Annotated in this window: 20 protein-coding genes and 1 pseudogene; 13 read left to right on the top strand and 8 right to left on the bottom strand. The window is 48.4% G+C overall.

Annotated features, from left to right (window positions below; all coding sequences use genetic code 11):
* Positions 1–2: 2 nt before the first annotated feature.
* On the bottom strand, positions 3–1,175 hold the full coding sequence (locus ABIC22_RS17145) for an aminotransferase class I/II-fold pyridoxal phosphate-dependent enzyme (RefSeq protein ID WP_354482560.1): 1,173 nt from the start codon (positions 1,173–1,175) through the stop codon (positions 3–5).
* Between the two features lie 166 nt (positions 1,176–1,341).
* On the opposite strand from ABIC22_RS17145, the gene ABIC22_RS17150 reads away from it, so the two are divergent.
* The gene (locus ABIC22_RS17150) at positions 1,342–2,367 is read left to right on the top strand and encodes a leucine-rich repeat domain-containing protein (RefSeq protein WP_354482563.1); all 1,026 of its coding nucleotides are present in this window, start codon (positions 1,342–1,344) and stop codon (positions 2,365–2,367) included.
* 76 nt (positions 2,368–2,443) lie between these two features.
* Here the strand turns inward: ABIC22_RS17150 and ABIC22_RS17155 are convergent, their stop codons facing one another.
* Complete coding sequence (locus tag ABIC22_RS17155; protein ID WP_354482566.1) at positions 2,444–4,729, bottom strand: helix-turn-helix transcriptional regulator; 2,286 nt, start codon at positions 4,727–4,729, stop codon at positions 2,444–2,446.
* 348 nt (positions 4,730–5,077) lie between these two features.
* Between ABIC22_RS17155 and ABIC22_RS17160 the strand changes: the two genes are divergently transcribed.
* The 8 genes from ABIC22_RS17160 to nagZ all read left to right on the top strand — a co-directional run bounded on the left by ABIC22_RS17160 (position 5,078) and on the right by nagZ (position 17,529).
* A complete protein-coding gene (locus tag ABIC22_RS17160) occupies positions 5,078–5,743 on the top strand; it encodes a hypothetical protein (RefSeq protein WP_354482569.1) in 666 nt (221 codons plus the stop codon).
* Between the two features lie 625 nt (positions 5,744–6,368).
* Positions 6,369–7,265, top strand: coding sequence for an ABC transporter permease (locus ABIC22_RS17165; protein ID WP_354486011.1), 897 nt, complete (start codon positions 6,369–6,371; stop codon positions 7,263–7,265).
* 15 nt (positions 7,266–7,280) lie between these two features.
* Positions 7,281–8,150, top strand: coding sequence for a carbohydrate ABC transporter permease (locus ABIC22_RS17170; RefSeq protein WP_354482572.1), 870 nt, complete (start codon positions 7,281–7,283; stop codon positions 8,148–8,150).
* Positions 8,151–8,195: 45 nt separating this feature from the next.
* Complete coding sequence (locus ABIC22_RS17175) at positions 8,196–9,752, top strand: extracellular solute-binding protein (protein WP_354482575.1); 1,557 nt, start codon at positions 8,196–8,198, stop codon at positions 9,750–9,752.
* A 62-nt stretch (positions 9,753–9,814) separates the two neighbouring features.
* Entirely contained in the window at positions 9,815–12,124 is a 2,310-nt protein-coding gene (locus tag ABIC22_RS17180) for an Ig-like domain-containing protein (RefSeq protein ID WP_354482577.1), read from the top strand.
* A gap of 5 nt (positions 12,125–12,129) precedes the next feature.
* Entirely contained in the window at positions 12,130–12,912 is a 783-nt protein-coding gene (locus tag ABIC22_RS17185; protein ID WP_354482580.1) for a glucosamine-6-phosphate deaminase, read from the top strand.
* Positions 12,909–14,072, top strand: a complete 1,164-nt coding sequence (locus ABIC22_RS17190; RefSeq protein WP_354482582.1) for an N-acetylglucosamine-6-phosphate deacetylase — start codon at positions 12,909–12,911, stop codon at positions 14,070–14,072. Before ABIC22_RS17185 ends, ABIC22_RS17190 begins: the two co-directional genes overlap by 4 nt.
* Positions 14,073–14,082: 10 nt before the next feature.
* Positions 14,083–17,529 carry a beta-N-acetylhexosaminidase gene (nagZ, locus tag ABIC22_RS17195; protein WP_354482585.1) on the top strand — a complete coding sequence of 1,149 codons (3,447 nt, stop codon included), beginning with the start codon at positions 14,083–14,085 and terminating at the stop codon, positions 17,527–17,529.
* Positions 17,530–17,677: 148 nt separating this feature from the next.
* Here the strand turns inward: nagZ and ABIC22_RS17200 are convergent, their stop codons facing one another.
* Positions 17,678–18,397, bottom strand: a complete 720-nt coding sequence (locus ABIC22_RS17200) for an SDR family NAD(P)-dependent oxidoreductase (RefSeq protein WP_354482588.1) — start codon at positions 18,395–18,397, stop codon at positions 17,678–17,680.
* Positions 18,394–18,804, bottom strand: a complete 411-nt coding sequence (locus ABIC22_RS17205; RefSeq protein ID WP_127538845.1) for a winged helix-turn-helix transcriptional regulator — start codon at positions 18,802–18,804, stop codon at positions 18,394–18,396. The genes ABIC22_RS17200 and ABIC22_RS17205 overlap by 4 nt, the downstream gene beginning before the upstream one ends.
* A 199-nt stretch (positions 18,805–19,003) precedes the next feature.
* Between ABIC22_RS17205 and ABIC22_RS17210 the strand changes: the two genes are divergently transcribed.
* On the top strand, positions 19,004–19,558 hold the full coding sequence (locus ABIC22_RS17210) for an NAD(P)H-dependent oxidoreductase (protein ID WP_354482591.1): 555 nt from the start codon (positions 19,004–19,006) through the stop codon (positions 19,556–19,558).
* 296 nt (positions 19,559–19,854) lie between these two features.
* Here ABIC22_RS17210 and ABIC22_RS17215 read toward each other — a convergent pair whose 3' ends face one another.
* The gene (locus ABIC22_RS17215) at positions 19,855–20,208 is read right to left on the bottom strand and encodes a DoxX family protein (RefSeq protein WP_354482594.1); all 354 of its coding nucleotides are present in this window, start codon (positions 20,206–20,208) and stop codon (positions 19,855–19,857) included.
* Between the two features lie 140 nt (positions 20,209–20,348).
* On the opposite strand from ABIC22_RS17215, the gene ABIC22_RS17220 reads away from it, so the two are divergent.
* Complete coding sequence (locus ABIC22_RS17220; RefSeq protein ID WP_354482597.1) at positions 20,349–20,729, top strand: winged helix-turn-helix transcriptional regulator; 381 nt, start codon at positions 20,349–20,351, stop codon at positions 20,727–20,729.
* Between the two features lie 295 nt (positions 20,730–21,024).
* Here the strand turns inward: ABIC22_RS17220 and ABIC22_RS17225 are convergent, their stop codons facing one another.
* Positions 21,025–21,603 (bottom strand): TetR/AcrR family transcriptional regulator, encoded by a 579-nt coding sequence (locus ABIC22_RS17225; protein WP_354482600.1) that lies wholly within the window; start codon positions 21,601–21,603, stop codon positions 21,025–21,027.
* A 139-nt stretch (positions 21,604–21,742) separates the two neighbouring features.
* Here ABIC22_RS17225 and ABIC22_RS17230 point away from each other — a divergent pair, with 139 nt between their 5' ends.
* Positions 21,743–22,663 carry a CPBP family intramembrane glutamic endopeptidase gene (locus ABIC22_RS17230; RefSeq protein ID WP_354482603.1) on the top strand — a complete coding sequence of 307 codons (921 nt, stop codon included), beginning with the start codon at positions 21,743–21,745 and terminating at the stop codon, positions 22,661–22,663.
* Between the two features lie 226 nt (positions 22,664–22,889).
* On the opposite strand, the pseudogene ABIC22_RS17235 reads toward ABIC22_RS17230, so the two are convergent.
* Positions 22,890–23,003: pseudogene (locus ABIC22_RS17235) on the bottom strand (sulfurtransferase); the annotation flags it as partial.
* A gap of 322 nt (positions 23,004–23,325) precedes the next feature.
* Here ABIC22_RS17235 and ABIC22_RS17240 point away from each other — a divergent pair.
* Positions 23,326–24,882, top strand: coding sequence for an acetamidase/formamidase family protein (locus tag ABIC22_RS17240; protein ID WP_354482606.1), 1,557 nt, complete (start codon positions 23,326–23,328; stop codon positions 24,880–24,882).
* A gap of 203 nt (positions 24,883–25,085) precedes the next feature.
* On the opposite strand, the gene ABIC22_RS17245 is transcribed toward ABIC22_RS17240, so the two are convergent.
* Complete coding sequence (locus tag ABIC22_RS17245; RefSeq protein WP_354482609.1) at positions 25,086–25,940, bottom strand: sulfurtransferase; 855 nt, start codon at positions 25,938–25,940, stop codon at positions 25,086–25,088.
* Positions 25,941–25,966 lie beyond the last annotated feature (26 nt).

Raw genomic sequence — 25,966 nt, forward strand, 5'->3', positions numbered from 1 at the left:
GATTAATTCGAGATCAACAGGCCGCTGTGCTCCACAGCTTGCAGTGCCTGCTCCAGTTGTTCCCGATCCTGGACCAGCGCGAGCCGGACATATCCTTCACCGGAAGGGCCAAATGCACTTCCAGGTGTCACGATGACGCCTGCCCGGCTGACCAGATCCATGGCGAATTGCTCCGAACTGTCATAATGAGCCGGGATCCGCGTCCAGATAAACATGGTGGCATCGGGCTTCGTTATTTCCCATCCGAGTCTGCTGAAGCCTTGGCACAGAATATCTCGACGTTCCTCATAGATGGCCCGGACCCGGTCTATGTCACTCTGATCCCCGGTAATGGCGGCAATGGCTGCCTTCTGGATCGGGAGGAACATACCGTAATCCATGTTGGATTTCAGCTTTTTCAACATGGATACTACAGCTGCATTGCCTATGCAAAATCCGATTCGAGCCCCGGCGAGTCCGTACGTTTTGGATAGGGAATTGAATTCAACGCCGACATCCATGGCACCAGGGAAGGCCAGAAAGCTCCCGCATGATTTCCCATCGAACACGAGCTCACTGTATGCATTGTCATGGAGGACGATGATATCATGTTTTTTGGCAAACGCGATCAGGTCCAGATAAAACTGCTCCGGTGCCATGGCTGTTGTTGGATTGTTAGGGTAGGATACCAGCATGAATTTGGCTCTCTGTGCTATGGCCTCAGGGATATCCTCAAGCTGGATGACATAATTGTGTTCTTCTTTTTGAGACATGTAATATAGTTCTGCTCCGGCCAATAAGGGTCCATCGGCGAAGACGGGATAACAAGGGTCTGGCACAAGCACCAGATCTCCTTCATCTACAATGGAAAGCGAAATATGGGCGAGTCCTTCCTGTGAACCGAGCAAGGAGCATATTTCAGTCTTGGGGTCCAGATCAACCTGATACCTGCGCTTGTACCACTCACTGACAGCCTTCAGCAGCTCACTCTGGTCATTGATGGCATAGGTGTAATTTTGCACGTCTGCGGCTGCCTCACATAAAGCCTGAATAATATGTTGCGCTGGCGGGGTGTTGGGTGCGCCGACGCTCAGATCGATGACGCCCAATCCCTGTTCCAGACGTTGTCGCTTGATTTCAGATAATCGAGTAAAGATGCCTTCATTAAAGTGGTTCATTCGTTTGGCAAATTGCATGCTGTGGTTCCTCCAGTCTGTTCAAACACTTATATCTATAATAGATGGGCAAGAAGCAAATGAGAAGAGACGCTGACGAACTCTACTTGTGCAGACCGATATCGTACTTCTCAAATCGGTTTTATTCATTTACAATTGCATGAAAACCGGATGGAGGGGATCTGAAATGAGTGAACCTTGGACTGCGTCGATGAGCGGCGTTCCCTGGAATGCAACGAAAATGGATCATGCGGTGAAGCAGCTGCGAAATCGAGCTACCATTTCTTTTGTAGTCGGAGCAGATATGCTGGAAGATGTAGCAGAATTGGACGAGCGGGTATTTTCCAAACGGCCTGATCTGATCCTGAAGATTACGAATGTGGAGGAGAAGGGACGTTACACGGAAGAGTTTTTGAAGATACTTGCGGGATTGAAATATGTTAAGGCTCTGGAATTGGATCTGAAACAGAAACAGGATTTGAGTGTACTTGGTGCGCTGCAAGGAATGGAATTTCTGAATATACGAGCAGCCAAAACGCAAAATCTGGAGTTCATCCGAAATTACAAACAGCTGCAGTACCTTTCTCTTAGCGGGAAATTTGATGATCTGGCTCCGATTGAGGATTGTATTCGGCTGACTACATTGGTGTTAAACTGCAGCATCGAGACGCTGAACTTTGTTGTGGACCTGCCGTTTATTGAATATTTGGCCATCGATCAAGGTGTCTTGAATGGACCCCTGGATGTGCTCGCTGACTCAAACATTCGTATGCTGAGAATGTCGTCTGTACGGAATCTGGCCCATATTGATGAACTGAGTGCATTACATCATCTGGAGTTCTTGCACTTGTCACTGCCCAAAGTCGAGCGGTTGTGCGACTTTTCGGGCATGAAGAACCTGAGACAGCTGGAATTGGATTTTATGAAATCACTACGGGAAATAGACAACCTGTGGACTGCGGACCGATTAGAGGTGCTGGAACTGAAAGAAATACATAAGGGAATAAAGGCGGAAGCTTTTGAGCGTTTGAGCGAAATGCCAAGTCTGGGGCAGGTGGATTTTCGCTTCATCGATCACGGCAAAGGCCGTATTGCAGCCATGCGCAAACATATGATTGATGCGGGAAAAGAACATCTTCTCTATGAGAATATTCCAGAAGATCAACGCATCCCCTCAATGGCTCTAATACACCTGTCCAACATTCTCATGTGATAATAAGCAAACGCCCGCTCTCCGAGCGGGTGTTTGCTTATATGGAACTTAAGATGGCTCTGCCAGTCATACCTGTCTAACCATGATTCGAGGAGATGAATGGCTCATCGCCTGCATGACGCTTGCGATACTCTCCGGGGGTCATCCCGTATCGACGCTTGAACATGCGGATGAACGAGTTTACGTTCTGATAACCGACCTGCACGGCGATATCCTGAATTCGCAGATCCACATTCACTAACAGTTCCTTGGCCCGCTCAACCCGGAGATTATTGAGATACTCGCTGAAGTTGATGTTGGTCTTTTCCTTGAAAACACTGGAGAGATACCCCGGCGTGAGATTCAGCTTGTCGGCAACAAGATTCAGATTAATATCCTCCCCATAATGATGGTTCAGATAATCGAGCACAAAGCTGATAACGGGATCTTTCGTTTCCAATTGGCTGCTGATCGCCGAGAGGATCGGTTGAATCTGCGACTGAAGCCATGTCCTGTACTGCTGTATGGAATAAAATCCGGTGAAAGGATCACCAGATGGAGAGGAGACAAGCCCGCCTTCAATGTGCGTCAGGTTCAGTTTCATCACCGTCTTACCGATCTGCTCCATCGCACCGAGAGCAAATGTGCGAAAATCCTCTGCGGCTGCGTCCTTGTGCCTCAGCTGCTCCAACTGGCGATCCAGCCAGGCAAAAACAGCTTCCTCGTTGCCTGATTGCAGCAGGTCATGCAGTTCTTCCCCATAGGTCACCTTGACATGAAACGAAGTGGATGAGGAAGCTCGAGGCTCTACAATAACCTGGGTTTCTCCGTTTAGTCTGCGCTCTTTGAGCAGAGTGGACAGATTCCGGTACGCATCGGTAAACGGAATATCCCCAGAATATACCGGGCTTAGCGCGATGGTCAGGTACATGCATTCTTCAGCAGCAAGCAGCTCCTTCAGCGTATCGAGCGCCTGCAAGATACCGCTCTGCGGGCCAGGATCGAACAGAAGCAGGAGTAATTGATCCTGTTCAGGCTGAAGTGCAACGCTGTTATTTTGATTGCTGGTGAACAGGCTCTGAATTAATTTCCATAATAATAGGGTATGCTGTTCCAATTCATCTGGCGTGTCCTTGAAGCCAACCTTGAATAAAATGGCGACGTAGGGATGCTCAGGCTGCCGAACCTCCTCAAGATCTGCCAGATGGGAGCTGAGAGGGATATTCTTGACTTTATGTGTATAAGCGAACTGCCGCACCAGAGAGTTCTTCTGCGCGAGATCGCTTTGAATGAATCGGTTGTTCTCCAGTATGGAACTGAGACGGTCACCAATCATGGCGAATTCCTTCACTCTGCTCAACTTGTCTGCCCCGCTTCCGGAATTTCGGTCAAGAGCGGCAATAAGGTGCTGCAGCGGCTGGTTTAACCTCAGGCTAAACAGGAGGGAGGAGAGTACGCTGATCACAATGGCAGTGCCGAGCAGTACCGTAAGCAGCAGCTGCATGCCGCGCATTTCCGCGGCAATCACAGAGGCCTGGGTGACCCTGACATAGGTGAACCCGGTCTGCTTGCCTTTTTCATAGAAGTAATATTGATCCCCAATGCGTTCATGTCTGCTTTTCTCTGCAGGAAGCGGAGGAATATGCATTTCCTCATCTGAGGTAGAGAACAGCAGACGCCCCTCATTATCCAAGATGTAGAACGGATTATGGCTGCCATCTCCATACGTATCCTGCATGCGCTGCGGATTCAGCATCACAATGCCGTATACATCCTCATAAGGAATGGCTTTCATCATGACAGGCATCAACTGTCCAAGGGAGCGGGAAGAATGAACGGTATTTTCCGTAAAAGCTGCTGCGGGCATCACTTTCAGGAACTGGTTGTTCATCGTTTGGCTTTTCCAGTAGTCCGGCGAGTACGCTTCGCTGAAATAATATTTCCCGAACATGTCGGCTGCGCTGCTAAGTCCTTCCTTCTCCAGTACATAGTCCTCCTGCTTGAAATAAAGAATGAAATTGTCGATATGCAAAAAAGGATTGGCGTACAGGCTAGAGAGGTCCGACTTTACTTCAGCGGGAATATCGTAACGGCGATTCTCCTTAAGGTGGCTCAAAATGCCCAAATTGGCTGTCCAGGTATCCGATTGAGTGAGGGCCAGAATCATGTTCTGGGTCAGCCGAAAGTGATTCTCATAACCTTCGACGGTCTGCGCAAGGCCCAATTCATTCTGTCTCACCATCTCCTGATAAACTTTGTTGCTCAGGTACAGATGGGAGAACAGATTAAATGAAGCCAAAATCAGGATGACACTGAGGAAGCTCAGCATTAGCTTAACAAACAGGCCGTTCAGCGCAAATCGGTTTGTAAGCAGTTCCTTCATTATGACATTCCCCCTTGGATACAGCCGCAGATCATTGGTCTAATCCTATCATAGCGGCATAAAGCTGACACAAACAATATGCAATTTTACTGATTTATACGCGGATATTTGGAAAATAGCAGTATAGGGAAATGTTATATAACATGTAGATAGCGCTTACCATTAAAGGTTTGTTATAATAAAGGGATAATTCCAGGATTTAAAGAGAAGTTATCTGACATAATAAAATCCTTTAACTATACTTTTGTATGATCGTAATGAAGGATGCCTCGCTGACATCGTGCACAATAGCCTCATTTCCCCGCATCAAGATGTGGACTAGAAGAATATTCTCACTGGAGGAAATTAATGAAACGTTCTTACCTGTTATTGGTGATTTTATTAACGCTAAGTGCATGTGAACAAGCTAATACGAGTGACAACGACAATAATGATGCTCCTGTTTCCAGAGAAATCAATGTTAAGAATACTAAAGATGCAGAAGTTTCTCCCAACACCAAAGAAAATTCATTGAAAGACTCCTCCCATTTTTTAGCTGAAGACGAAAGTGGTCTATCCGCTTTGGATTTTGATACGGCCTATAAAATGTGTACAGAAGCGCTAACTGAATATTACAAAGCGATTTGGAACGGTTCAGACATTGATCTGGATACTTATATCGATAATGAAAACCTTAAGCAGTATACGCAAAAAAAGATTACATCTCAATTTAATTTGTTTCTCAAAAACAAGCTCACTCATAATCGAGTGACAGGCGTTGATATTGGTGCCGGAAAAGTTGAACATGTTAGAGAAGGTGAGAGTTTTTTCTATTTTAAATTAGAAGCACACGTTAGGAAGGATGTAGGCAGCTTTGCTGAAGATACTGAATTTCTGGTGCAAAATGTGAATGGGAAGTTAGTTATTGTTGACTGGTATACGAATACAAAGGATAGTTATGATTCTGTTGTACGTGGAGAAAATCAGACTATTGATAATCCGGATATCTGGAATGGTAGTGAATGGGCCAATTAACTGAATGAATTTTATATGCTTAACAAAAACAATAATCGATGTATTAGAAGAAAAGAAAAAGCACGAGCTGCAGGGGGATTTCATCTCTGTATCTCGTGCTTTTTTGTCATTATGTTTACCCGTTTTGAACAGGAGGGTGATTGCCTGAATTCGAGTTCACTTTGGGCTAGATTCGCAGCAGGAACATCGGCTCCAGCGATTGCTTTTCACTCTTCGGCTGGATCGTTCCAGGAAAAGAATGGTACATCCTTCTTCATACTCCAAGTAACCTTGTGTCGGTTGTTTCTATTGAGGATGGCGCGGTTCAACGTAATCATGTGGTCTAATCCTATCATAGCGGCATAAAGCTGACACAAATAATATGCACTTTTACTGATTTATACGCGGATATTTGGAAAATAGCAGTATAGGCGAAATGTTATATAACATGTAGATAGCGCTTACCATTGAAATCCAGCTATAATTCGGTTACAAACCCCGGTTGTACAGGGGAAGTTAGCTCACATCTCATATCTAGTTGAGCTGCAATCATGTAGTAAGAGGGGGCATGCCGATGGCTGATGCTGGCTTAATGCAAGACAAACTGCGGAGAAAATTAATTCATTCGTCACGGCGGAAGGCGCGGATGACCCGGATCTGGAACAAAAACAAGGCGCTATGGCTGCTCTTCCTGCCATGCCTCCTGTATTATCTGATCTTCCGCTATGCACCGATGTTCGGACTGGTCATCACCTTCAAGGATTACAATCTGTTTAAGGGAATTTGGGCCAGTGAGTGGGTAGGGCTCAAATACTACCGGATGTTTCTGGAGAATCCTGATTTTTGGCCGCTCATGAAAAATACGTTCCTGCTGGGGATGTATAAGTTGTTTTTTGGCTTCCCGGCCCCGATCCTGCTTGCCATTTTGCTCAATGAAGTGCGTAAGGCGGCGTTCAAGCGTTTTGTGCAGACAGTCAGTTATCTGCCGCATTTTATCTCGAATGTGATTGTGGCAAGTATGGTCATTATGTTCCTCTCCCCCACCGGAGGACTGATAAATAATCTGCTCGGATGGATTGGCGTGGGACCTATCAATTTCATGAACGAACCAGGACTATTTCGTGGGATCTATGTCCTGTCGGAGATCTGGCAGCATATCGGCTGGGAGACCATTATTTATCTCGCCGCGCTGACAACCATTGACCCGCAGCTGTATGAGGCGGCTGATATGGACGGAGCAAGCCGACTGCGCAAAATCTGGCATGTCACGCTGCCCGGCATATCTCCTGCGATCGTCATCACGCTGATTTTGAATATCGGCAAGGTGCTTGAGATTGGTTTCGAGAAGGTTTTCCTGATGCAGAACCCGGCGATCTACGATACAGCGGATATTATCAGCACCTATGTCTACAGGGTGGGGATGGTCCAGGGAAATTTCAGTTATGGCGCCTCCATTGACCTGTTCATGGGAGTCATCAGCCTGATCTTCATCTATACGGCCAACTTGCTCAGCCGCCGATTAAGTGAAACCAGTCTATGGTAGAAAAGAGGTGTGAATGTGAAATCCCTCCGGTTCTCCTGGTTTAATCTCGTGGCATCGTTAGTCCTGCTGTTTGTTGTGGTGATCACACTCTATCCGTTCCTTCATATGCTGGCTGTTTCCCTCAGCAGCAACGTAAACGTCATCCAGAACAATATTTCCTTCTGGCCCAAGGGCTTCAACCTGAGCATGTATAAGCTGGTGCTGGGAGATCCGCAAATCTGGATGGCTTACCGAAATACGATTATCTATACTGTGCTCGGTACGCTGATCTCGCTGGTGGTCACTTCAACCGGAGCGTATGCATTGTCCAGGAAAGACATGGCGCTGCGCAACAGCTTCACCGTGCTGATTGTCATTACGATGTTTTTCAGCGGGGGAATGATTCCCACCTTCCTGGTGGTCCGCTCCCTGAATCTGGTGGATACCGTCTGGGGCATGGTTCTTCCAGGGGCAGTCAGTACATGGAATCTGATCCTGATGCGAACATTCTTCTCGGGCATTCCTAAAGAGCTGGAGGAATCGGGCCGCATGGACGGCCTGAACGATATCGGCATCTTCATTCGTATTGTCGTGCCGCTGTCCAAGGCGTCCTTCGCCACCATTGCCCTGTTCTATGCCGTGGGCATGTGGAATAACTTTATCTTCCCGCTGCTCTATCTAAGATCTCCCGATTTGTTTCCGCTTCAGGTGCTGCTGCGTAATCTGGTGCTGGCCGGCAGTGCAAGCTCAGGCGACGTCACTTCCATTGGTGGAGATAATATGGTGGTGGAGGAATCACTCAAGTATGCGACCATCATGGTGTCCACCCTGCCAATTCTGATCATTTATCCGTTTGTACAGAAGTATTTTGTAAAGGGAGCCATGGTTGGAGCGGTCAAAGGTTAATTGGCAAGAAAACCACCGCAAATTCAGATTAAGGGAGAGAAGCGTATGGGCAAATGGAAATCGGCAATACTTCCGCTGTTGATTGCTGTAACGATGGTAGCAGGGTGCAGTGGAGGCGGCAATGGTTCCGGCACGCCGACGGATGCTCAGGGGGAGAACGGCCTTACGGACTCCGAGGGAACGGGAAAAACCTTTACGGCGCTGCTGGATAACAATGCCACATTCCCTTATTCCAAGAGCTGGCCCGTTTGGGGCTGGTTGAAGGAGAAGACCGGCGTCACGCTTGAAGTGCAGACACCTTCCGGCAAGCTGGATGAGAGCCTGAACCTGGCAATTGCCTCCAAATCGCTGCCTGATCTGATGTATATGCCGAATCGCAAGGAATCGAACAAGTTTGGACAGCAGGGTGCGCTGGTTGACTTGATGGAGCATATGGACAACATGCCGAACCTGCAGGCATGGATGAAACAATACCCCGAGGAAGCGAAGGCTGCCCTCTCCGCCGACGGCAAGATGTATATGTTCCCCAATCAGGGCTTCGGTGAGACGAACCGCATGATTTGGATGTATCGAAAGGACGTTTTCGATAAGGAAGGCATTCAGGTTCCGACGACCTACGAAGAACTGCATGCGGCCCTAAAGAAGCTGAAGGAGAAATATCCGGACAGTTACCCGCTCTCCATCCGATACGGGCAGATCCCGGATGAGATGAATGCAAATATGACGGTGAATTATGGAACCGGAGAAGGCGCCTACTATGATTTTGATCAGAAAGAATGGCGTTATGGACCGACCGAAGACAATTATAAATCCATGGTAGGGATGTGGAAAAGCTTCTACGATGAAGGTCTGGTTCCGCCTGATTTCCTATCACTGCAAACCAAGCAGTGGCAGGATATGGTCTCTACAGGCAAATCATTCGTGACCATCGATTATATCAGCCGGATTGATTTCTTTAACAATGCCATGCAGCCGGAGAATCCCGAGTTCAACATGCAGTTCATGGCACCACCGGCCGGCATTGCCGGGGGCAAGCAGCTTAATCCGTACTTTCATTATATGGAGGGTGGTTTGACGGTCGCTTCCACCTCCAAGAACATCGATGATGTCATGAAGTACATGGACTTTTTCTATTCCGAGGAAGGGCGTACGTTCAGCAGTTGGGGAGTAGAGGGCGAGACCTATGTTAAGGAAGGGGATACGATCAAGTTCAAGCCGGAGTATAACGATGTCATTGAAATGCGCAAGCAGACGGGGCTTCAGACGAGCGGAACCTATACCTGGATTGATTTTAATGCCCATTTGTCGCTGTTCTCGGATGATCTGAAGCATGCCTATGAAGAAGCAGTGAAATATGATCCTTCCTCCATGCAGCCGAGACCTGCTTTTACCGAGGGGGAAAATGAAATTATATCCATTACCGGGCAGGCAATCAAAAAGCACCGCGATGAGAGCTTCGCCAAATTCGTGACCGGCTCCCGAAGTCTGGCGGATTGGGAGAAGTATGTGGAGGAAATGAACAATCTTGGCGTAGATCAGCTGCTGAGCACTTATAAGGAAGCGTATGACCGGGTTCTCAATATTCAGTTGAGCGCGAAATGAGCGAATGTACGGCACAGGGATCCTAGACCATTAGTACAGAATGGCAAAAGGAGGCTTCGCTTATGAAAAAGCAGCACCTGCGTGTGTACTCCGGATTCAGGCTGGCCATGGTTTTGTTGATAGGTATGGTATTCGTTGGAATGCTCTTCCCTGGTAAAGCGGGAGCAGCCGGTTCCATCTCGCTGGACGCACCCGGAGGTGGATATGTGTCTGACGGAGGGATGGTAGAGATCGGAGGCAGTTATACCGACCTGTATGACATTCGGCTGTTTGTGAATGGTACGTCTCAATACGAAGTGCTGTTGAATGATCCCGATGGAGATGACAGCGGCACGTGGTCTTACATGCTGGATACCTCGGGCTATAACGGGTCAGTGGAACTGGTCGTCCGCGGGCTGGATACATCTACCCGCTACGGGGTATGGAGCGTTCCCGCCATTCTTACCGTTGATAATCCGGCAGGGGCTGTTCCTGTGGTCACGATTACTGGACCGTCCGAAGGTGTACCTTTAAGCGGCCCGGTAGAGGTCACGATTGAAGCTGTCTCACCGATTCCGGTCTCGCTGGTAGAGGTGAGGGTGAATCGGGGGGCATGGCAGCAGGCCGTGCAGCAAGGCTCGGTGTATGTATTCGTGTGGGACACAGCGGGAATGGGCGATCGTACCGTCAGTCTGGAAGCACGAGCGAGCAGTGCACCCCAGCGGTACGGCTACAGCCCAACCGTGTATGCGCAGATTGGAAACGGGACGCATGAACCAGCCTTGCCTTTGCCTGATCAGGACCGCGCCATGTGGATCTGGGAACCGGAAAGCTACAAACTGCTCCTGAATCCCGGTTCGCGCCAGGTGCTGGAATCGTTCATTACGGATACACAGACATTCGGGCAAGACCCAGTCCAGACGCTGTATCTCGCAGTGGGCAAATATGCGGGGTACAACGCACTGGAAGAGCAGGAGGCCGAGCTGCGCTCATTCCTGAGCTGGGCTCATAGCAAAAATGTACAGGTGCATGCATTAATTGCCGGAGGCACCTCTCCGGCCTACATGGGCGCTTACGAGAAGTATCATTCTCATGCAGTGAGGGAAATGGAACAGGTTATCAATTACAATCTAGCAGCGGCAGATCCGGAGAAATTTGACGGCATCAATGTGGATATAGAGCCGTACATTTCCCCTGACTTTAGAGATCCAAGCCGATTCCTGCAGAAGGAATACCTGGACGTTTTGCAAAAAATGATTGATCGCCGGAATATGGCGGGTATCCGGCTGCCGTTCGGCCCTGCTGTGCCCAAGTGGTATGACACGTCGGATCAGGGTGCGAATATTGTCTGGAATGGCTCCAGCAAGTGGCTCTCCGAGCATGTGCAGGATATCTCCGACTACATCTCCATCATGGATTACCGGGATACCGCGGATGGCTCTGCAGGGATTATTGCCGGGGCTGCTGGAGAACTCGCTTATGCAGACCAGATCGGCAAGCCGAATTCCGTGGTCATTGGTGTGGAGACGCTGGATATCGCGAACAGCGGCGATCCGGAGACGATCACGTTCTGGGAGGAAGGCCGCAGCCATATGGAGGCCGAACTGGATAAGGTCTATACAGCTTACGGGCAGAGCAGCGCCTTCGGCGGTATTGCCATCCATCACTATGATTCCTACCGTGCATTGCCTTCTTATTGGGGAACGGACGGCATATTTTGGACCGCGCCGGATGATCAGGAGGCCCCTTCAGCCCTTACAGGGATGCCGTCTGTTGAGACGACTGATTATCAGACCATACAACTGAAATATGGAATAGCTTCGGATAACATGGAAGTGGAGCGTTATGTAATTTATCGGAGCACCGTTCAAGGATTCGCGCCTGCTGCTTCGGATATCGCCGGACTCGCCCGGGGACTGAGCTACCAGGATAAGGGACTGCTGCCGGATACGACGTACTACTACCGGATTGCGGCCCGCGACTTGCAGGGCAACATCGGCCCGCTCACCGATGAAGTGTCAGTCACAACGGGAAGTACCTCACTAAAGCCTCTGGTTGTCTCGGATATGAATCTGATTTATAACGGAACGGCAGTATCCGTCACCCTGAAGGTCAGAGATTACGATACTGGCGAGGTGCTGACGGGTGTGAAAGTGGAGGGGAGATTCACTTATTCGGCAGGACGGTATACCAGCGGGATCACTGGAGCAGATGGAAGTATAACGCTTGGCTCGGAAGCGGTGGTCCCGGGGAGGCAGGTTGGTTTTGAACCGCGCAGAATCGTTTATGGCGGTTATTACTATGCAGCAGGGCATGATCTGCCGCATGCGGCACTGCTGATGCAGAATGCGGGACATGAAGCATCGGGCGAGGAGCCTTCTGAAGGAGGATGAGGAGCATGAATGTAAATGGCTTGATACAGCCGCTGGAGACTCAAGTTGTAGAGCAGATGTCTGTACAGATCTATGCCGATCGGAATCAGATGGGGAGAGCCGCAGCAGCCGCGGTTGGAGATCGATTAAGACAGCTGCTGCAGGACCCAGAGCGTCAGGTCCGCATGATCTTCGCTGCGGCACCTTCGCAGAACGAATTGTATGAGGGACTGGTGCAGGAGAAGGACATTGACTGGTCACGGGTCTGTGCCTTTCATATGGATGAATACATTGGCTTGCCGGATGAGGCTCCTCAGCGCTTCGGCCAGTATTTGACGGAACGGCTGTTCAGCCGGATTCAGCCGGGGCGGGTGGAACTGCTGAACGGACTGGGCGATGCGAAGCAGGAGTGCCAGAGATATGGAGAGCTGCTCCGTGCTGCGCCCATCGATATCATCTGTCTTGGGATCGGAGAGAATGGGCATATTGCCTTCAATGACCCGCCCGTTGCTGATTTCAATGACCCACTGCTTGTGAAAAAGGTGAAGCTTGATGAAGCCTGCCGACATCAGCAGGTAAACGATGGCTGTTTTGCCCGGCTGGATGATGTACCTGAACAGGCTTTGACTCTGACGGTGCCGGCGCTAATGGCAGGGAAGAGACTGTTCGCCATTGTTCCAGGGGCGTTGAAACGTCAGGCGCTCAAGGCAGCTTTACATGATCCGATAAGCACGGCATGTCCGGCTACCATCCTGCGTACACATCCCGGTATTACGATGTTTACGGACCGGGAAGCCTTCGGCCTGTGAGCGTGACTATGGTTGGGAGACACTACCGGACGGGGCTGCCCATTGAGGTCAGAGTCAGAGAGGGACGCATTGCTGCTGTTACCGAGCTTGCCGTGACGTCTTCCGCGGAACATCTTCCCTGGCTTGCCCCTGGTCTGGTTGATTTGCAGGTGAACGGCGGCTGGGGTCTGGATCTGAATGCGGCTCCGCTGTGCCCCGATACGGTGCTGAAGCTGACCATGCTGCTGTCGAGCCAGGGAGTCACAAGCTACTGCCCGACACTCATCACGAACAGTTTGGATCAGCTTGCTGAATCAGCATCTGCTATTGCAGAAGCTGTTCGGCTGAAGCACGAAGTGACCGCGAGCGTTGCTGGCATTCATCTGGAAGGCCCGTTTCTGTCACCGGAGGACGGCCCGCGCGGCGCACATCCACGGCAGCATATCGTTCCTCCGGATTGGGATGCCTTGTGCCGCTGGCAGGAGGCCGCCGAAGGGTTGATCCGTATTGTGACCCTTTCACCGGAGTGGCCGAATGCCGCTTCATTTATTGCCCGATGCTGCGAATCGGGTATTCTTGTCTCGATTGGGCATACGGCAGCTGCACCTGAGCAGATCCGGGAAGCCGTCCAGGCGGGGGCCATCATGTCCACCCATCTCGGCAACGGTGCGCATCTGACGCTTCCGCGCCATCCCAATTATCTGTGGGAGCAGCTCGCGGCAGATGAGCTGTATGGCTGCATGATCGCAGATGGCCATCACCTTCCGTCGTCCGTGCTGAGAGTGATTCTCCGAATGAAGGGAAAACGCGCCATTCTGGTCAGCGATGCCGTTTCACTGAGCGGCATGCCACCCGGTTCTTACCACCCGCATATCGGGGGTGAAGTGGTATTGACGGCTGAGGGTCGGCTGCACCTCGCCAACCAACCTCAGCTCCTCGCGGGCTCGGCGATGATGCTGCCGGAACAGGTGGGCTATCTTGTGAGAACGGGGCTAACCGGGCTCGCTGCCGCCTGGGATTGTGCTTCTGCGCATCCTGCGGAGCTCCTGGGGCTGCAACAGGCCGCAGGACTTGAGACAGGAGCACCGGCCGATCTGGTTAGCTTCAACATGAACGGTGGGAAGTTGAGCATGCTGCAATGCTGGAAGAACGGGCGGCTGCAGCCACAGGGTAACGAATAGGAGGAGAGCGATGCTGAGCTTGATACCGCAACCGAAGCAAATGACAGAAATTCAGGAAGACCCTTTAAGGCTGGATGGCAAGGCAAGGATAAGCCTGTATCTGGAGCAGGAGGATCCTCGGCTCCAGATCCATTGCCGCCGGGCATTTCCGGGTCTTAAACATACAACCTCAAGGATTGATAAGGGCTATTGGCTTATTGCAGAACGTTTATCGGACCAAGAGCCACAGCAGAGAGATCATGGGCCTGAGATGAATGATCAGACTGTTGATAAAGTCCTGGAAGAACAGGAGAAGAGCCAGCAGCCTCCTGATGCCGCCGCTTCAGTCATTCCAAAAAGGGAAGAAAAATGGGCTTGTCTTGACGGGAGGTCGCAAGGGTACACGTTAGAGGTATCGGCCGGAAGAGCTGAGGTCTGTGCGCTGGATGCAGCGGGTTTGTTTTACGGATTGCAGACATTGGCCCAACTTCGTGGACCGGATGGAGACATCCCGGCCGTGTCCATATCAGACTGGCCGGATACGGCTGTGCGGGCAATGAACCTGGATTTGCGCCAGACGTTCTCGAAGCCGGAACGGTTGATCGAATACTTGGGTGAATTTGCCAAATATAAGACCAACGCAGTTCTGATTGAATATGAGGATAAATTTCCATTCCGTACGCATCCAGAGTTTGCACACTCGAAGCATGCATTAAGCCTTTCGCAGCTTGAAGAACTGAAGCGTACGGCGCATGAACATTTTATCGAGATTATTCCGCTTCAACAGTGCTTCGGACATCTGGAGTATGTATTGCGCCACGAAGCCTGGCGGCACCTTCGCGAAACAGAGCAGTCCACCGGGGAAATCTGCCCGTCGCACCCGGAGTCCTTCGGGCTGATTGCCACGCTGCTTGCGGAGATGATCGACGCCCACCCGGAATCGCGATATATCCATCTTGGCTGTGACGAGGTCTACAGCTTATGCGAATGCGATCGCTGCCAGGTCGAATTTGGCGGCGTGCGGGAACGGGCCTTTATCGCTTTTTTGAACCGGCTGATCGCCTTTACAGCAGAGCGGGGGAAACAGCCGATATTCTGGCATGACATGCTGGACAAATGTCCGCCAGAGGAACTGGCCAAACTGGATCAGCGAAGTGCAGCCATGATCTGGATTTATAACGGACGCAATATTGAAGCAGAGGTTACTTCGCATACGGACAAATTCAGATCGCTAGGCATTGAAGTCATGGGGGCTCCGGCTGTTCGCAGCTTTGACTGGGCGGAGCATCAGAATTATCCGGTATTATCAAACCGGACGGACAATTTGCTTCAGTGGGCCAAGACAGCCGGCAAGCTGGAACTTGACTGTATCGTTGCCACGAACTGGACGGGGCCGTTCAGCCTCGGTGTTCCGTATGGTATTTTTGAAACCACCTGGTACCCGATGCTGCTGCATGCGGACTTAACCTGGAATCGTAAGGCGGATGCCTCCACCTTCATCGACCGATTCCTGGAATTGTTTCATGGCATTGATCCGGTAACCGGACATACTCGCATCGGCAATTATCAGTTGGAGGATTATTATGAGGTGATCTGGAAGCTGCTGAACGAGGTTCGGAATCATAAGGAAGAAGCGGAACTGATTGCCATTATGCATGATTATGAGGTGGCTACAGACCGTTCCAGAGCGATCCACAAGTATGCCTACCGCTGGGAGCTGTATCCTGGAGATGATGCGGAGTGGCGCTCGCTGCAGAATAACTACACGAGAAACCGCCGTGGACGCGAGAAGGTTCTTCCCCGCATGAGGGCTGCACTCGATCGTTACCAGCCGTCCGATATGGCAGAGCATTTTGTGAAGTCGAGGTTCTATCTGCATGATTATCTGGAGCGCACACTCTATCATGAGTTGGGGCTGGATGCGACCTATGCGGAATCTGAACCGAAGGCGATGAGTCTGGAAGATAAAATCACCATGATGTGTGTGGTTGGTACGCCATCTACCTGTGCCGAACCGGAATTTCGGGAGAGAATGTCGCAGCAGCGGTTTGGCGGAATCGGCATCTTTCCCCATAATGTGGAGAGTGAGCAGCAGACGCTGGCACTACTCGAAGAAGTGCAGAAGATAGCCGGAGAGTTTGGCAGCTCGTTGCCTTATTATATTTCGGTAGATGAAGAAGGAGGCACCCTGTCCAAGTTCAAAACCTTTTTCCCCTATATCCCGGGTAACCGGGCAGTCGGATTAAGCGAAGACCCGGAAACCGCCTATCTGCTCGGTAAATTCATCGGCAGTCAGTTGAATGCGCTGGGGATTCCGATGAACTGGGCACCTGTACTGGATGTAAACACTAATATTGATAATCCGGTTGTGGGTGTTCGCTCCTTCGGAGAGGACCCGCGGCTGGTAGCCCAATTCGGTCGTGCCTATATTGAGGGAATGCATGAAGCAGGTGTGGCCGTGACGGCAAAGCACTTTCCAGGTCACGGGCAAGTAAGCGGGGATTCGCATGTGGTTCTGCCCGCGTGCGAGCTGACGCTTGAGCAATTGATGGAAGGACCGCTGCTTCCCTTCATGGAGGCGATCGATGCCGGAGCGGATTCGGTCATGATGGGCCATCTGGTGTTTCCGAACATTCCGGAATCCGGCGGTCTTCCGGCTTCGCTCAGTTCTTTTTTTGCCTCAGAGCTGCTGCGTACCAAGCTGGGTTTTGAAGGTGTAATCTGCACCGATGATATCGAGATGGGAGCCATACGCAATCATTTCAGTCCGGATGAAGTAGGCGTACTGGCCGTCCAGGCAGGTAACGATATGATTCTCATGTGTCATACGCCAGAGTACCAGAGCCGGGTTATTGCGGGCATTCTGGCCGCCGTGCAGGATGGGCGGATCGACGAAGCGCGAATTGACGAGTCCGTTCATCGTATCCGGCAGCTATATGGTAAATTCCAAGACTACGAAGCGTCTGCACAGCCCATTCCAAGGGAGAAGTGGGATGAGGAGGCACTCAATCTGGCTCGAAAAACACTGAAGGTTACCCGGGACCCCCAGGGCCTGCTTCCGCTCAAGACTTCGCTGAACTATTTGCTGATACTGCCGCAGCAGGAGCAGCTGACCCAGGCGGATAACAGTGGTGCAGCCGAGATCAGGCTGGCATCACTTTTGAAGGATGCAGGATTGACCGTGGTGACACGCTACTGTGCTATGAAGCCTGATGCGGAGGAGATTACATCACTCGTGCAGCAGGCTGCGGCTGCGGATGTCGTTATCCAGGGTACCCTTAATGCTCATCTGTTCACAGGTCAATTGGCGCTTGCCGAGGCACTGGCTTCGGTTAAGCCCTTGCTGAATTTGGTGCTGCGCAATCCATATGATGACGCCACTCTACCGCAGCAGGCCGGGAGCATACAGCTGTGTTCAACCTCCAATTATTCGCTGCGGGCACTGGTGGAGCTGCTGACGAGGACCACTTCGAAGTGACTTGTCAGCGTAAAATTGAATTTCGTAATGGAAAGGTAAAAAGCCCGTTGCTAAACGGGCTTTTTACTGTATTGAATCAATCTGTTATTCATTTACCCTATATAAGGGTTCTTCATAAATTCGAGCCGGACTCGCATGAAAACTCTCATTATGCGTTTGTATCTGTTATCGCAGGAATATTGATTTCTTTTACGCAGGCTGCCTTGGACAGGTTCACGATGCATTTGACGATGGAGACCATATCCTGGAGGGGGATACGTGTGCCATTATATTCAGCAAGTGCACGTTCACTTCCCTCTTCATAAGGGATTGCAGCTGCAAGCTCTCCGGGGTTGATGCACGTAACGGCAATGCCATCGTGTCTCGTGTGTTCCCGCAAGGCTTCCGTAATTCCTCGAATGGCAAATTTGGAAGCTACAAATGAAACCTGAGTATTATTTGAATTATTCAGACCGGCAGTGGAGCCAATCAGAATGATTTTGCCGGCTGTCGATTGCCGGAGATGGGGCAGTAATGCCTGAATGCTTACAATCGCCGATGTGATATTTACATGTATCAGATTAGAGATATCCGCTGGAGCGTCTTGATCAAACGAGTAGTGTTCCTCAAATCCTTCCTTTTCCCAAATGCCCACATTGTAAATGAGAACATCCAATGTTTCGTTCTGGAGTGCGCCTGTGACCACTTGGGCTGCATGGAGATCGGACAGATCTGCCTGTATCCATACGCGTTCTACGCCGTCATTCAGGTTTAAACTGTCAGGCCTGCTGCGAGAGATGACCCAGACCTTGTCTCCCTGCTCGGGAACACCTCTGACGAAGGCATCTCCAAGTCCTTTGCTTGCACCAAATACGAGATAGTTTTTCAATTCAAGTTCTCCTTCTTTTCAATTATCGAATCAAGGGGTAGCGAGTCAAGAACAGACTCTTTATTTTCCAAAAGCATAATTTCTTCTCCCTGCTGCTGTCTTAATGCTATATTTTCCCGTCCCCATGCACACATCACATCCACAATCTTGTTGGCGGTGACCCCATACTCCGTAAGGCTGTATTCCACTTTTGGCGGCATCTGCTGATACACATGTCTTCTGACAAGACCGTCCTTCTCAAGCTCGCGTAATTGCTGAATCAGGACCTTTTGCGAAATGCCGTCAATACTGCGCTGCAGCTCGCTTGTCCTCTTCACACCTGACATTAATAAGCATACAATTAGCGCTTTCCACTTGCCGCCGATAATCTCGAGGGTTGCTTCGATTCCCAGATTATATTGTTTCAAGACAGTTCACCTCGTTCAGGTTACATCTTGTTGATGCGGTATAACTGTTCATTTTCTCACAACTTTGCTGATGAAGTCCATACACACCTCGAAGTAACCATCTTACTTTATTGTGTGTATTTTCTTTTTGTCAGGCCTATATGATAATGGCGTTATTCAAACAAAAGGGTTAGCCTGAACCAAGAAAGGAAGTACAACAATGAAAACACTCGTGATCCTGGCACATCCGAATATCGACGTTTCAAGAGTAAATCGGCGATGGAAAGAAGAGCTTGAGCAGCATGCGGCTGAAATTACGATCCATGAGATCTACAAAGCATATCCGGATTGGAACATCGACGTTACCAGAGAACAGAAGCTGCTCGAAGCATATGATCATATCATCCTGCAGTTTCCACTATATTGGTACAGCTATCCGCCTTTGCTCAAAAAGTGGTTTGATGATGTTTTTACCTACGGATGGGCGTATGGATCATCGGGCAATAAACTGCACGGGAAAAAGCTGAGCCTCGCCATGTCGATTGGGGATAAAAAAGAAAATTACTCGCCGGAAGGTTCCGTCTCTTTTACTATAGACGAAGTGACTGCGCCTTTCAAAGCCAGTATCAATCATGTGGGCGCGATAGCATTGCCGTATTTTGCAGTTTTCGGTGCATCTTTTCAAGCGACTGATGAAGAGATAAACCAAAGTGCTCGAGATTATTATCGTTATATCAGTAAGGTTCAGAATGAAGTTGAGAATCTGTCTGTTTAAAAAATATATAAGAAGATAAGTCTCATATATTCTGAACTATACATTTTCATATGTGTACATTACAGGTTTAGAATCGTTATCATCAAGAATCTTCTCTAGAAAATTAGACATGGGTATATGTACGAAAAAAAGCCCGCAATTCTCGTGGGCTTTTTTTCGCTTATTTATCTCAGTAGCAAGGGGTTCTCCGCTTGACGAATCTATTTACTCCAGCTACCCGGATATAGCCTTACTTTGGAGTATCCACTTTGTACGTGCCGGCGATCCACTGCATTTCAGTTCATAATGGATAACTTTTACAGTCTTCCCATTGCAACGATCAACGCCAGTACTACAAAAAAGATATTTACACCGATCTCCCGGTACTCTTTTCGTTGAATATGAAACAGCATCCCGAGCAGTGCGACTGCAGCCAAAGCAATTGCACTAATCGGCGTAAGCACCGGAGCGATGTTCAGTGCCCACGGCAATACAAGGCCCAGCGCTCCGAGGAGCTCCGCAATTCCGATCAGAACAACTAGAGTTTTCGGCACATTATTCACCCAGGCCCATGTCTTTTTGGACGACTCGATACGAACGGTTTTCATCCATCCCGAATATATGAAGCCTGCCGCCAAAATGATTTGTACGATCCATAACGTCACATTCATCTTTTCTTGTCCCCTCACTTGTTCGATTTCAACATCTGCCTCTATACTAAAGTGAGTAAGGCCAATCAGGAAGTAGGCACTTTATCCTAACCAGGTAACCAAAAGTAAACCTCGACATGGCCAGAAAGTGAGGAATAAGAATGACGGTGTATTGCAAATTCGGAACCGCGCTGGACATCCTCACAGGCAAATGGAAATCATTGATTCTTCTGCGCCTGTTGAACAACGGTACAATGCGGTTCAGTGAATTACAAAAAGCCATTCCGGATATTTCGAAAAAGATGCTGACTCAGCAGTTAAAAGAACTGGAATATCACGACATTGTGCATCGTGAAGTGTATGCGCAAATTCCGCCAAAGGTCGAATACTCAATTACGGAGTACGGACAACTCATGAAGCCCGTGCTCCAAACCATGAGCGACTGGGGAGTCGGACATGTGCAGCATATGCAGAAGCTTTACGGCGAAGAAGAAGCAGAGTTAATTCCAACCGACCTTCGGAAAAGCGATACCGTGCGCTAAACGTTTCGTTATTGGTGCACGCTAAAAAAGCCCGCAAAAATCGCGGGCTTTTCCTTTTTCAAATATACAAAATGAACACTTAATATTTTCCCCCAGTCGCTACCGGGTTCTCCTCATAACTAATCCAGTCGCTCCAGCTGTAGATTGGGTTCTGCAATTGGTTACACAGCAGGCAGCTGTGGACCCCAAGAGTATCAATCCATGCACGCCCGAATAGGACACAGGCACGGAAAGTGTATTCTGCTTGGCTCTGACCAGCTGACTTAACTCCCCGATTTATGCGTCAAGCTTTCCTTTAACGTATAATCCAATGGATATAGTCTTGTATCATTTCTTTGCTTCGTGTTCGATTTATCTTATCCGGCTCTAGGTACAAATTGAGAGCCATTCCATTGATAAAGGCATACAGTTTTTCTTGTTCCTTCTCTTCATCGGTTGTGCTCAGAAGACCTTCATTTTTCAAGTATATAATGCAATTCTTGATTGCGTTTTGGAGGTCCTCATAATTGGTATCGAACCCTTTTTGCGTTTTTCCATAGGTTACAAAGGCAAACCAAACCTCCATTTCCAATAATGTTTGTTCATCAGTCGGGACTAGCTCAAGCAAGTATTCAACAATTCTTTCTTGAGGCGCCAGTTCTCTTGCATTCAGATTTCTTAGCCGAATAAGTACCTTTTCCTTAACTAACTCCATCGCAAACGCTAATAGGCTCTCTTGTTTTGAAAAGTAATGTCTTAAAGCTCCTTGTGATAGTCCGGCCTCCTTCGCAATCGTTCTTGACGTTGCATGATGAATGCCTTTCTCGCTAATGATTTTCCAAGTTGCTTCAGCGATAATATTCTTCATTTTCTCATGGTCCACGATTTTTGGCATACACACAGAATATCATATTTTTTAACTCAACTGAATTAAATAGACGATTAAGATGGAATGTGCTAGAGTTTATTTAACTCAACTGAATTAAAAAAGAATGGGGCAAATGCCGCATGCAACTCAAAGGAGTGCAAAGGGAATGAACCAGCAATTCAAAGTAATGCTTCCGGCATGGGGAAAGGCAATTGGCTTATTGTGCATGATAATTATGTTTGTTGCTGTACTGTGGTTAGTGTGGACCGGAAACTTGAGTATAAGGTACACGGCCGACCATGAGGGAGTGATTCCAATATGGCATAGTTGGTTGCCAGCATTCCTTGGTATTTTGCTAATCCGTCTGATTCCTTATAAAAGTCAAAATCATACGTCTTTCCAACAAATGGAGAGACCTCACTTGGTTGTTCAATCGATTGTGTTACTGATGTCAGGTGTTTTATTTACAGCTGCTCTTGTAATGATAGGTCCACAAGGATTACATTTCGAGCTATATTATTTGGCGTTCAAGTTGACGACACTGTTGTGCATTCCGTTGATTTTCTTGCTGATTTATCGCAAAATGACTGGCAGGCAACAAGAAATTATATTGGCAAAGCCTGGCTCTCGCAGACACGTCATTGGACCATTAATCATTATTGTGGTCTGGGGTTATCTACAGTTCTATTCCCCAATTGCACAACCAGAAGGAGCAATCGAAGCAACCGATTTGACAGAATTACTTCTCTTGGTGTTCATTGGTTTTATTATCAATAGCGTATTGGAGGAAGTTTTTTATCGGGTATGGCTGCAAACCCGGTTGGAGGCATTGCTTGGAAGATGGCCTGCCATTCTACTAGTTTCAATGTTATGGTCCATTTGGCATGTCGCCATTCAAGGATCTGGTCAATGGGATATTGATGTGGCAACAGTGATTGCAAATCATGGGGTTACGGGTCTGTTTCTTGGTTATTTATGGGCCCGCTATCGTAAAGTATGGGTGATTATCTTGATTCATGGACTCATGAATGCTTCCCCTCATTTTCTTTTGCAGATCTTGTTTCATTGGGCGGGAAGAGCTGGATAAGTCTGCCCGTGCAAAGATGCCTTTATCTCTCCGTATTCCCGAATGTTAACAAAGACATTCGAATTGTCTGCTTTCAGCCTAGTGATATTTATTAAAGTGAATGTGGCTTCACCTTCTACATGTTGATTTCCTGTTGACGCTCATGCACTGTAAATACACCGCCCCGGGCATCAGCCTGTATGGCGGTGTTTTCTTCTTTGAGATACTGTGGACCCGTGCTCCGTACCTATTCTTCCCCTGTAGCCACTGTATTCTCCTCATAACTAATCCAGTCGCTCCAGCTTCCGGAATAAAGCTTCACATTTGAATAACCCGCTTCTTCGAGCGCAATCACGTTTGGGTAGGTGATTATGAAACAGAGTACAATAGTATTCCTGCTGCGGGATCAGATACATGAAAGGCACACATCATTCTCATGTAACTAAATTTCGTTTGTTCAATTCTCTGAAGGAGCATTCTCAATTTTGCTAGATGTATTTAAATTTCATATGTCTTATATATAGGAAGTATAGTGACATTCGATTTATTTATATAAGATGCTATTGATATATAGTTATATCATGTTATTTTTGTTGACATAAAAATATTGTTGTAAATATATTTATATGTTAATGTGGAATTAAATGTTAGATAATATTACATAGTGTAGAGGAGAGGATGTAATGTTTATTAACCGGACTATTAGGAAATTAGGGGTTTCAGTCGGGATTGTAGGTATGTTTACATTTGCTCTACCTTCAGTGGGCTTTAGTATGCCACTGCAACCAACAACCATCGATAAGGTAGAAGGCGATTATTATGTAACGTCTGCGATTGAGAACATTCGGTGGGGATCTCTGCCTAATCGAGATAGCTCTCCTATTCTTACTGTACCATCAGGAAGTGCTGTAACATTCGATACGGTATCGCATGAGGGACTGATCGAGGATCAAGGGAGAAATCCAGTGGAGTACTTCGGCAAATATGGTATCTCACCCGATGGCGTGTTGGATGATGCGAAGGCAATTGCGGCTTCTGAGATTCAGCATGATTATGTAAAAGACGGACCTCATATTATCACTGGGCCAGTAGCGGTTGAGGGAGCGATGCCAGGAGATGTTCTTAAAGTAGAAGTCCTTTCGTTGCAAACTCGAGTTCCATATGGTGTCATTTCTAACCGCCATGGTAAAGGTGCCCTTCCTGATGAATTTCCGGAAAATACAGGCCCACAAGAGGAAGCTAGCGCAACAAAACCGGAATTATATAATAATGTATCTATATTTACGCCTATTGAAGAAATCAACGGCAATTGGTATGGTTTATTACCGACAAAAGCTGGCAAGAATGTACGTTTCCCAATTAACCCGTTTCTAGGTGTTATGGGGGTTGCACCAAATACCAGTGAAGTTGTGAGTTCTATCCCACCTATTGAAACAGGAGGGAATATGGATATTAATGAGTTAGGTGTCGGTTCAACTATTTATTATCCGATTCAAGTTAAAGGCGGGTTATTCTATACTGGAGATCCACACTTTGCTCAAGGAGATGGAGAAGTCGCATTAACTGCATTGGAAGCATCCTTAAGAGGGACAGTTCGGTTAACGGTTTTAAAGAAAGGTGATCCTTCGATACCGCATAGTGGAGAATTCACGCAACCCTTTGCTGAAACAGAGGACTATTGGATTCCCATTGGACTGGATCCTGATTTGGATGAAGCAATGAAAGAATCAGTACGTGAATCGATTCAATTCTTATCCGATAAGCTTGATATGGATAGAAGTGTGGCTTATGCGTATCTATCGGCCGCAACGGATTATGAAGTATCTCAGGTTGTAGACCGAACTAAAGGGGTTCATGGACTCATTCGAAAGACCGATTTCCTTGAATATGTTGACGTTATAATGAATGTAGGTGGTACATCAATCAAGCCTGTTGTTCATAACAATGAGTTTTACGTACCGATTCGAACCATTTCGGAGCTATTGGGTGGCACAGTAGAATGGGATAATAAGACGCGTACAACGAAAATCGAATTAGGCACGAAAAATATAAGTGCTCAAATTGGTTCAGATGTGTATTCAATTAACGAGAAACTAGTGTTCAATAGTAAGGTACCTAAGCTTTTAAATGGCGAAACCGTAGTTCCGGTTTCTGTTATTAATGAAATACTAGGTGCTTATGTAAACTGGACGACGATCGACAAGACTTTAACAGCAAATGTATCGTTAAGTAAAAAGTAATAATAAATTTCATTATTCAACCGTGGTGGACAGATGTCCATCACGGTATTTTCTATTATCATGAATCAGAAAAAGCTGCCACTTGATGTCTACTTCTGTGTACTTTAAATACTTACAGGGTGGTGTTGTTGACTCCGAACATAGAAAAATACATCGCCGGGGCAGATAAGCCACATGGCGATGTATTCAACATCGATACACTGCTATACGTTTTTGTTAGCTTCCGCATTACCGGTTGCCACCGGGTTCTCCTCGTAACTGATCCAATCGCTCCAGCTTCCGGAATACAGCTTCACATTGGTATATCCGGCTTCCTCCAGTGCAATCGCGTTCGGGCAGGCCGAGACACCGGAGCCGCAGTACACGATGATGGGCTCGTCCTTCGCCAGCTTCCCGAAACGTTCCTCCAATGTACTCACGTCAGACCAGCGTCCATCTGCACCAAGCACGTCTTTCCAAAAATAATTCACCGCCCCCGGAATATGTCCAGCCTTGGCATCAATCGGTTCTTCCAGCCCCGCATAGCGGCGGGCATCGCGAGAATCGATCAGTACCGCTGAGCTGTTCGCCGAAGCGTTCTGTGCGTCCTGTACGCTGGCAAGCATGTGCGGCTGCACGTTTGCTTCAAACGTGGACGGAATCCGCACGGGCACATCCGTGGTTACTGGGAACTTGGCGTTTTGCCAAGCAGAGAAGCCTTCGTCCATCACATACACCTGTTCATGGCCCAGATAACGAAGCAGCCACCATAATCTTGAGGCATTCATACCGCCCTGATCATCGTAGGCAACAATACGAGCATTTGAACCGATTCCCGCTTTCGAAAGACGTTTTGCCAGTTCTGCCGGGTCAGGGAGCGGATGACGTCCGCCATGGGCTGACACAGGAGAGGAAAGGTCCTGTTCGAGATCGAGATAAACGGCACCTGGGATATGGCCAACCTCATAAGCTTGTCGTCCTGCATCCGGTTGACCGAGCAGGAATCTGCAGTCGGCAATGACTACATCGGGTTCGTACATTCTGGCAAGCAGCCAGCGCATGGATACAATGTTTTTCATGAAAATACACCGCCTTATGAAGAATA

The sequence above is a fragment of the Paenibacillus sp. PvP094 genome (assembly GCF_040546835.1).
Classification (GTDB): Bacteria; Bacillota; Bacilli; order Paenibacillales; family Paenibacillaceae; genus Paenibacillus; species Paenibacillus illinoisensis.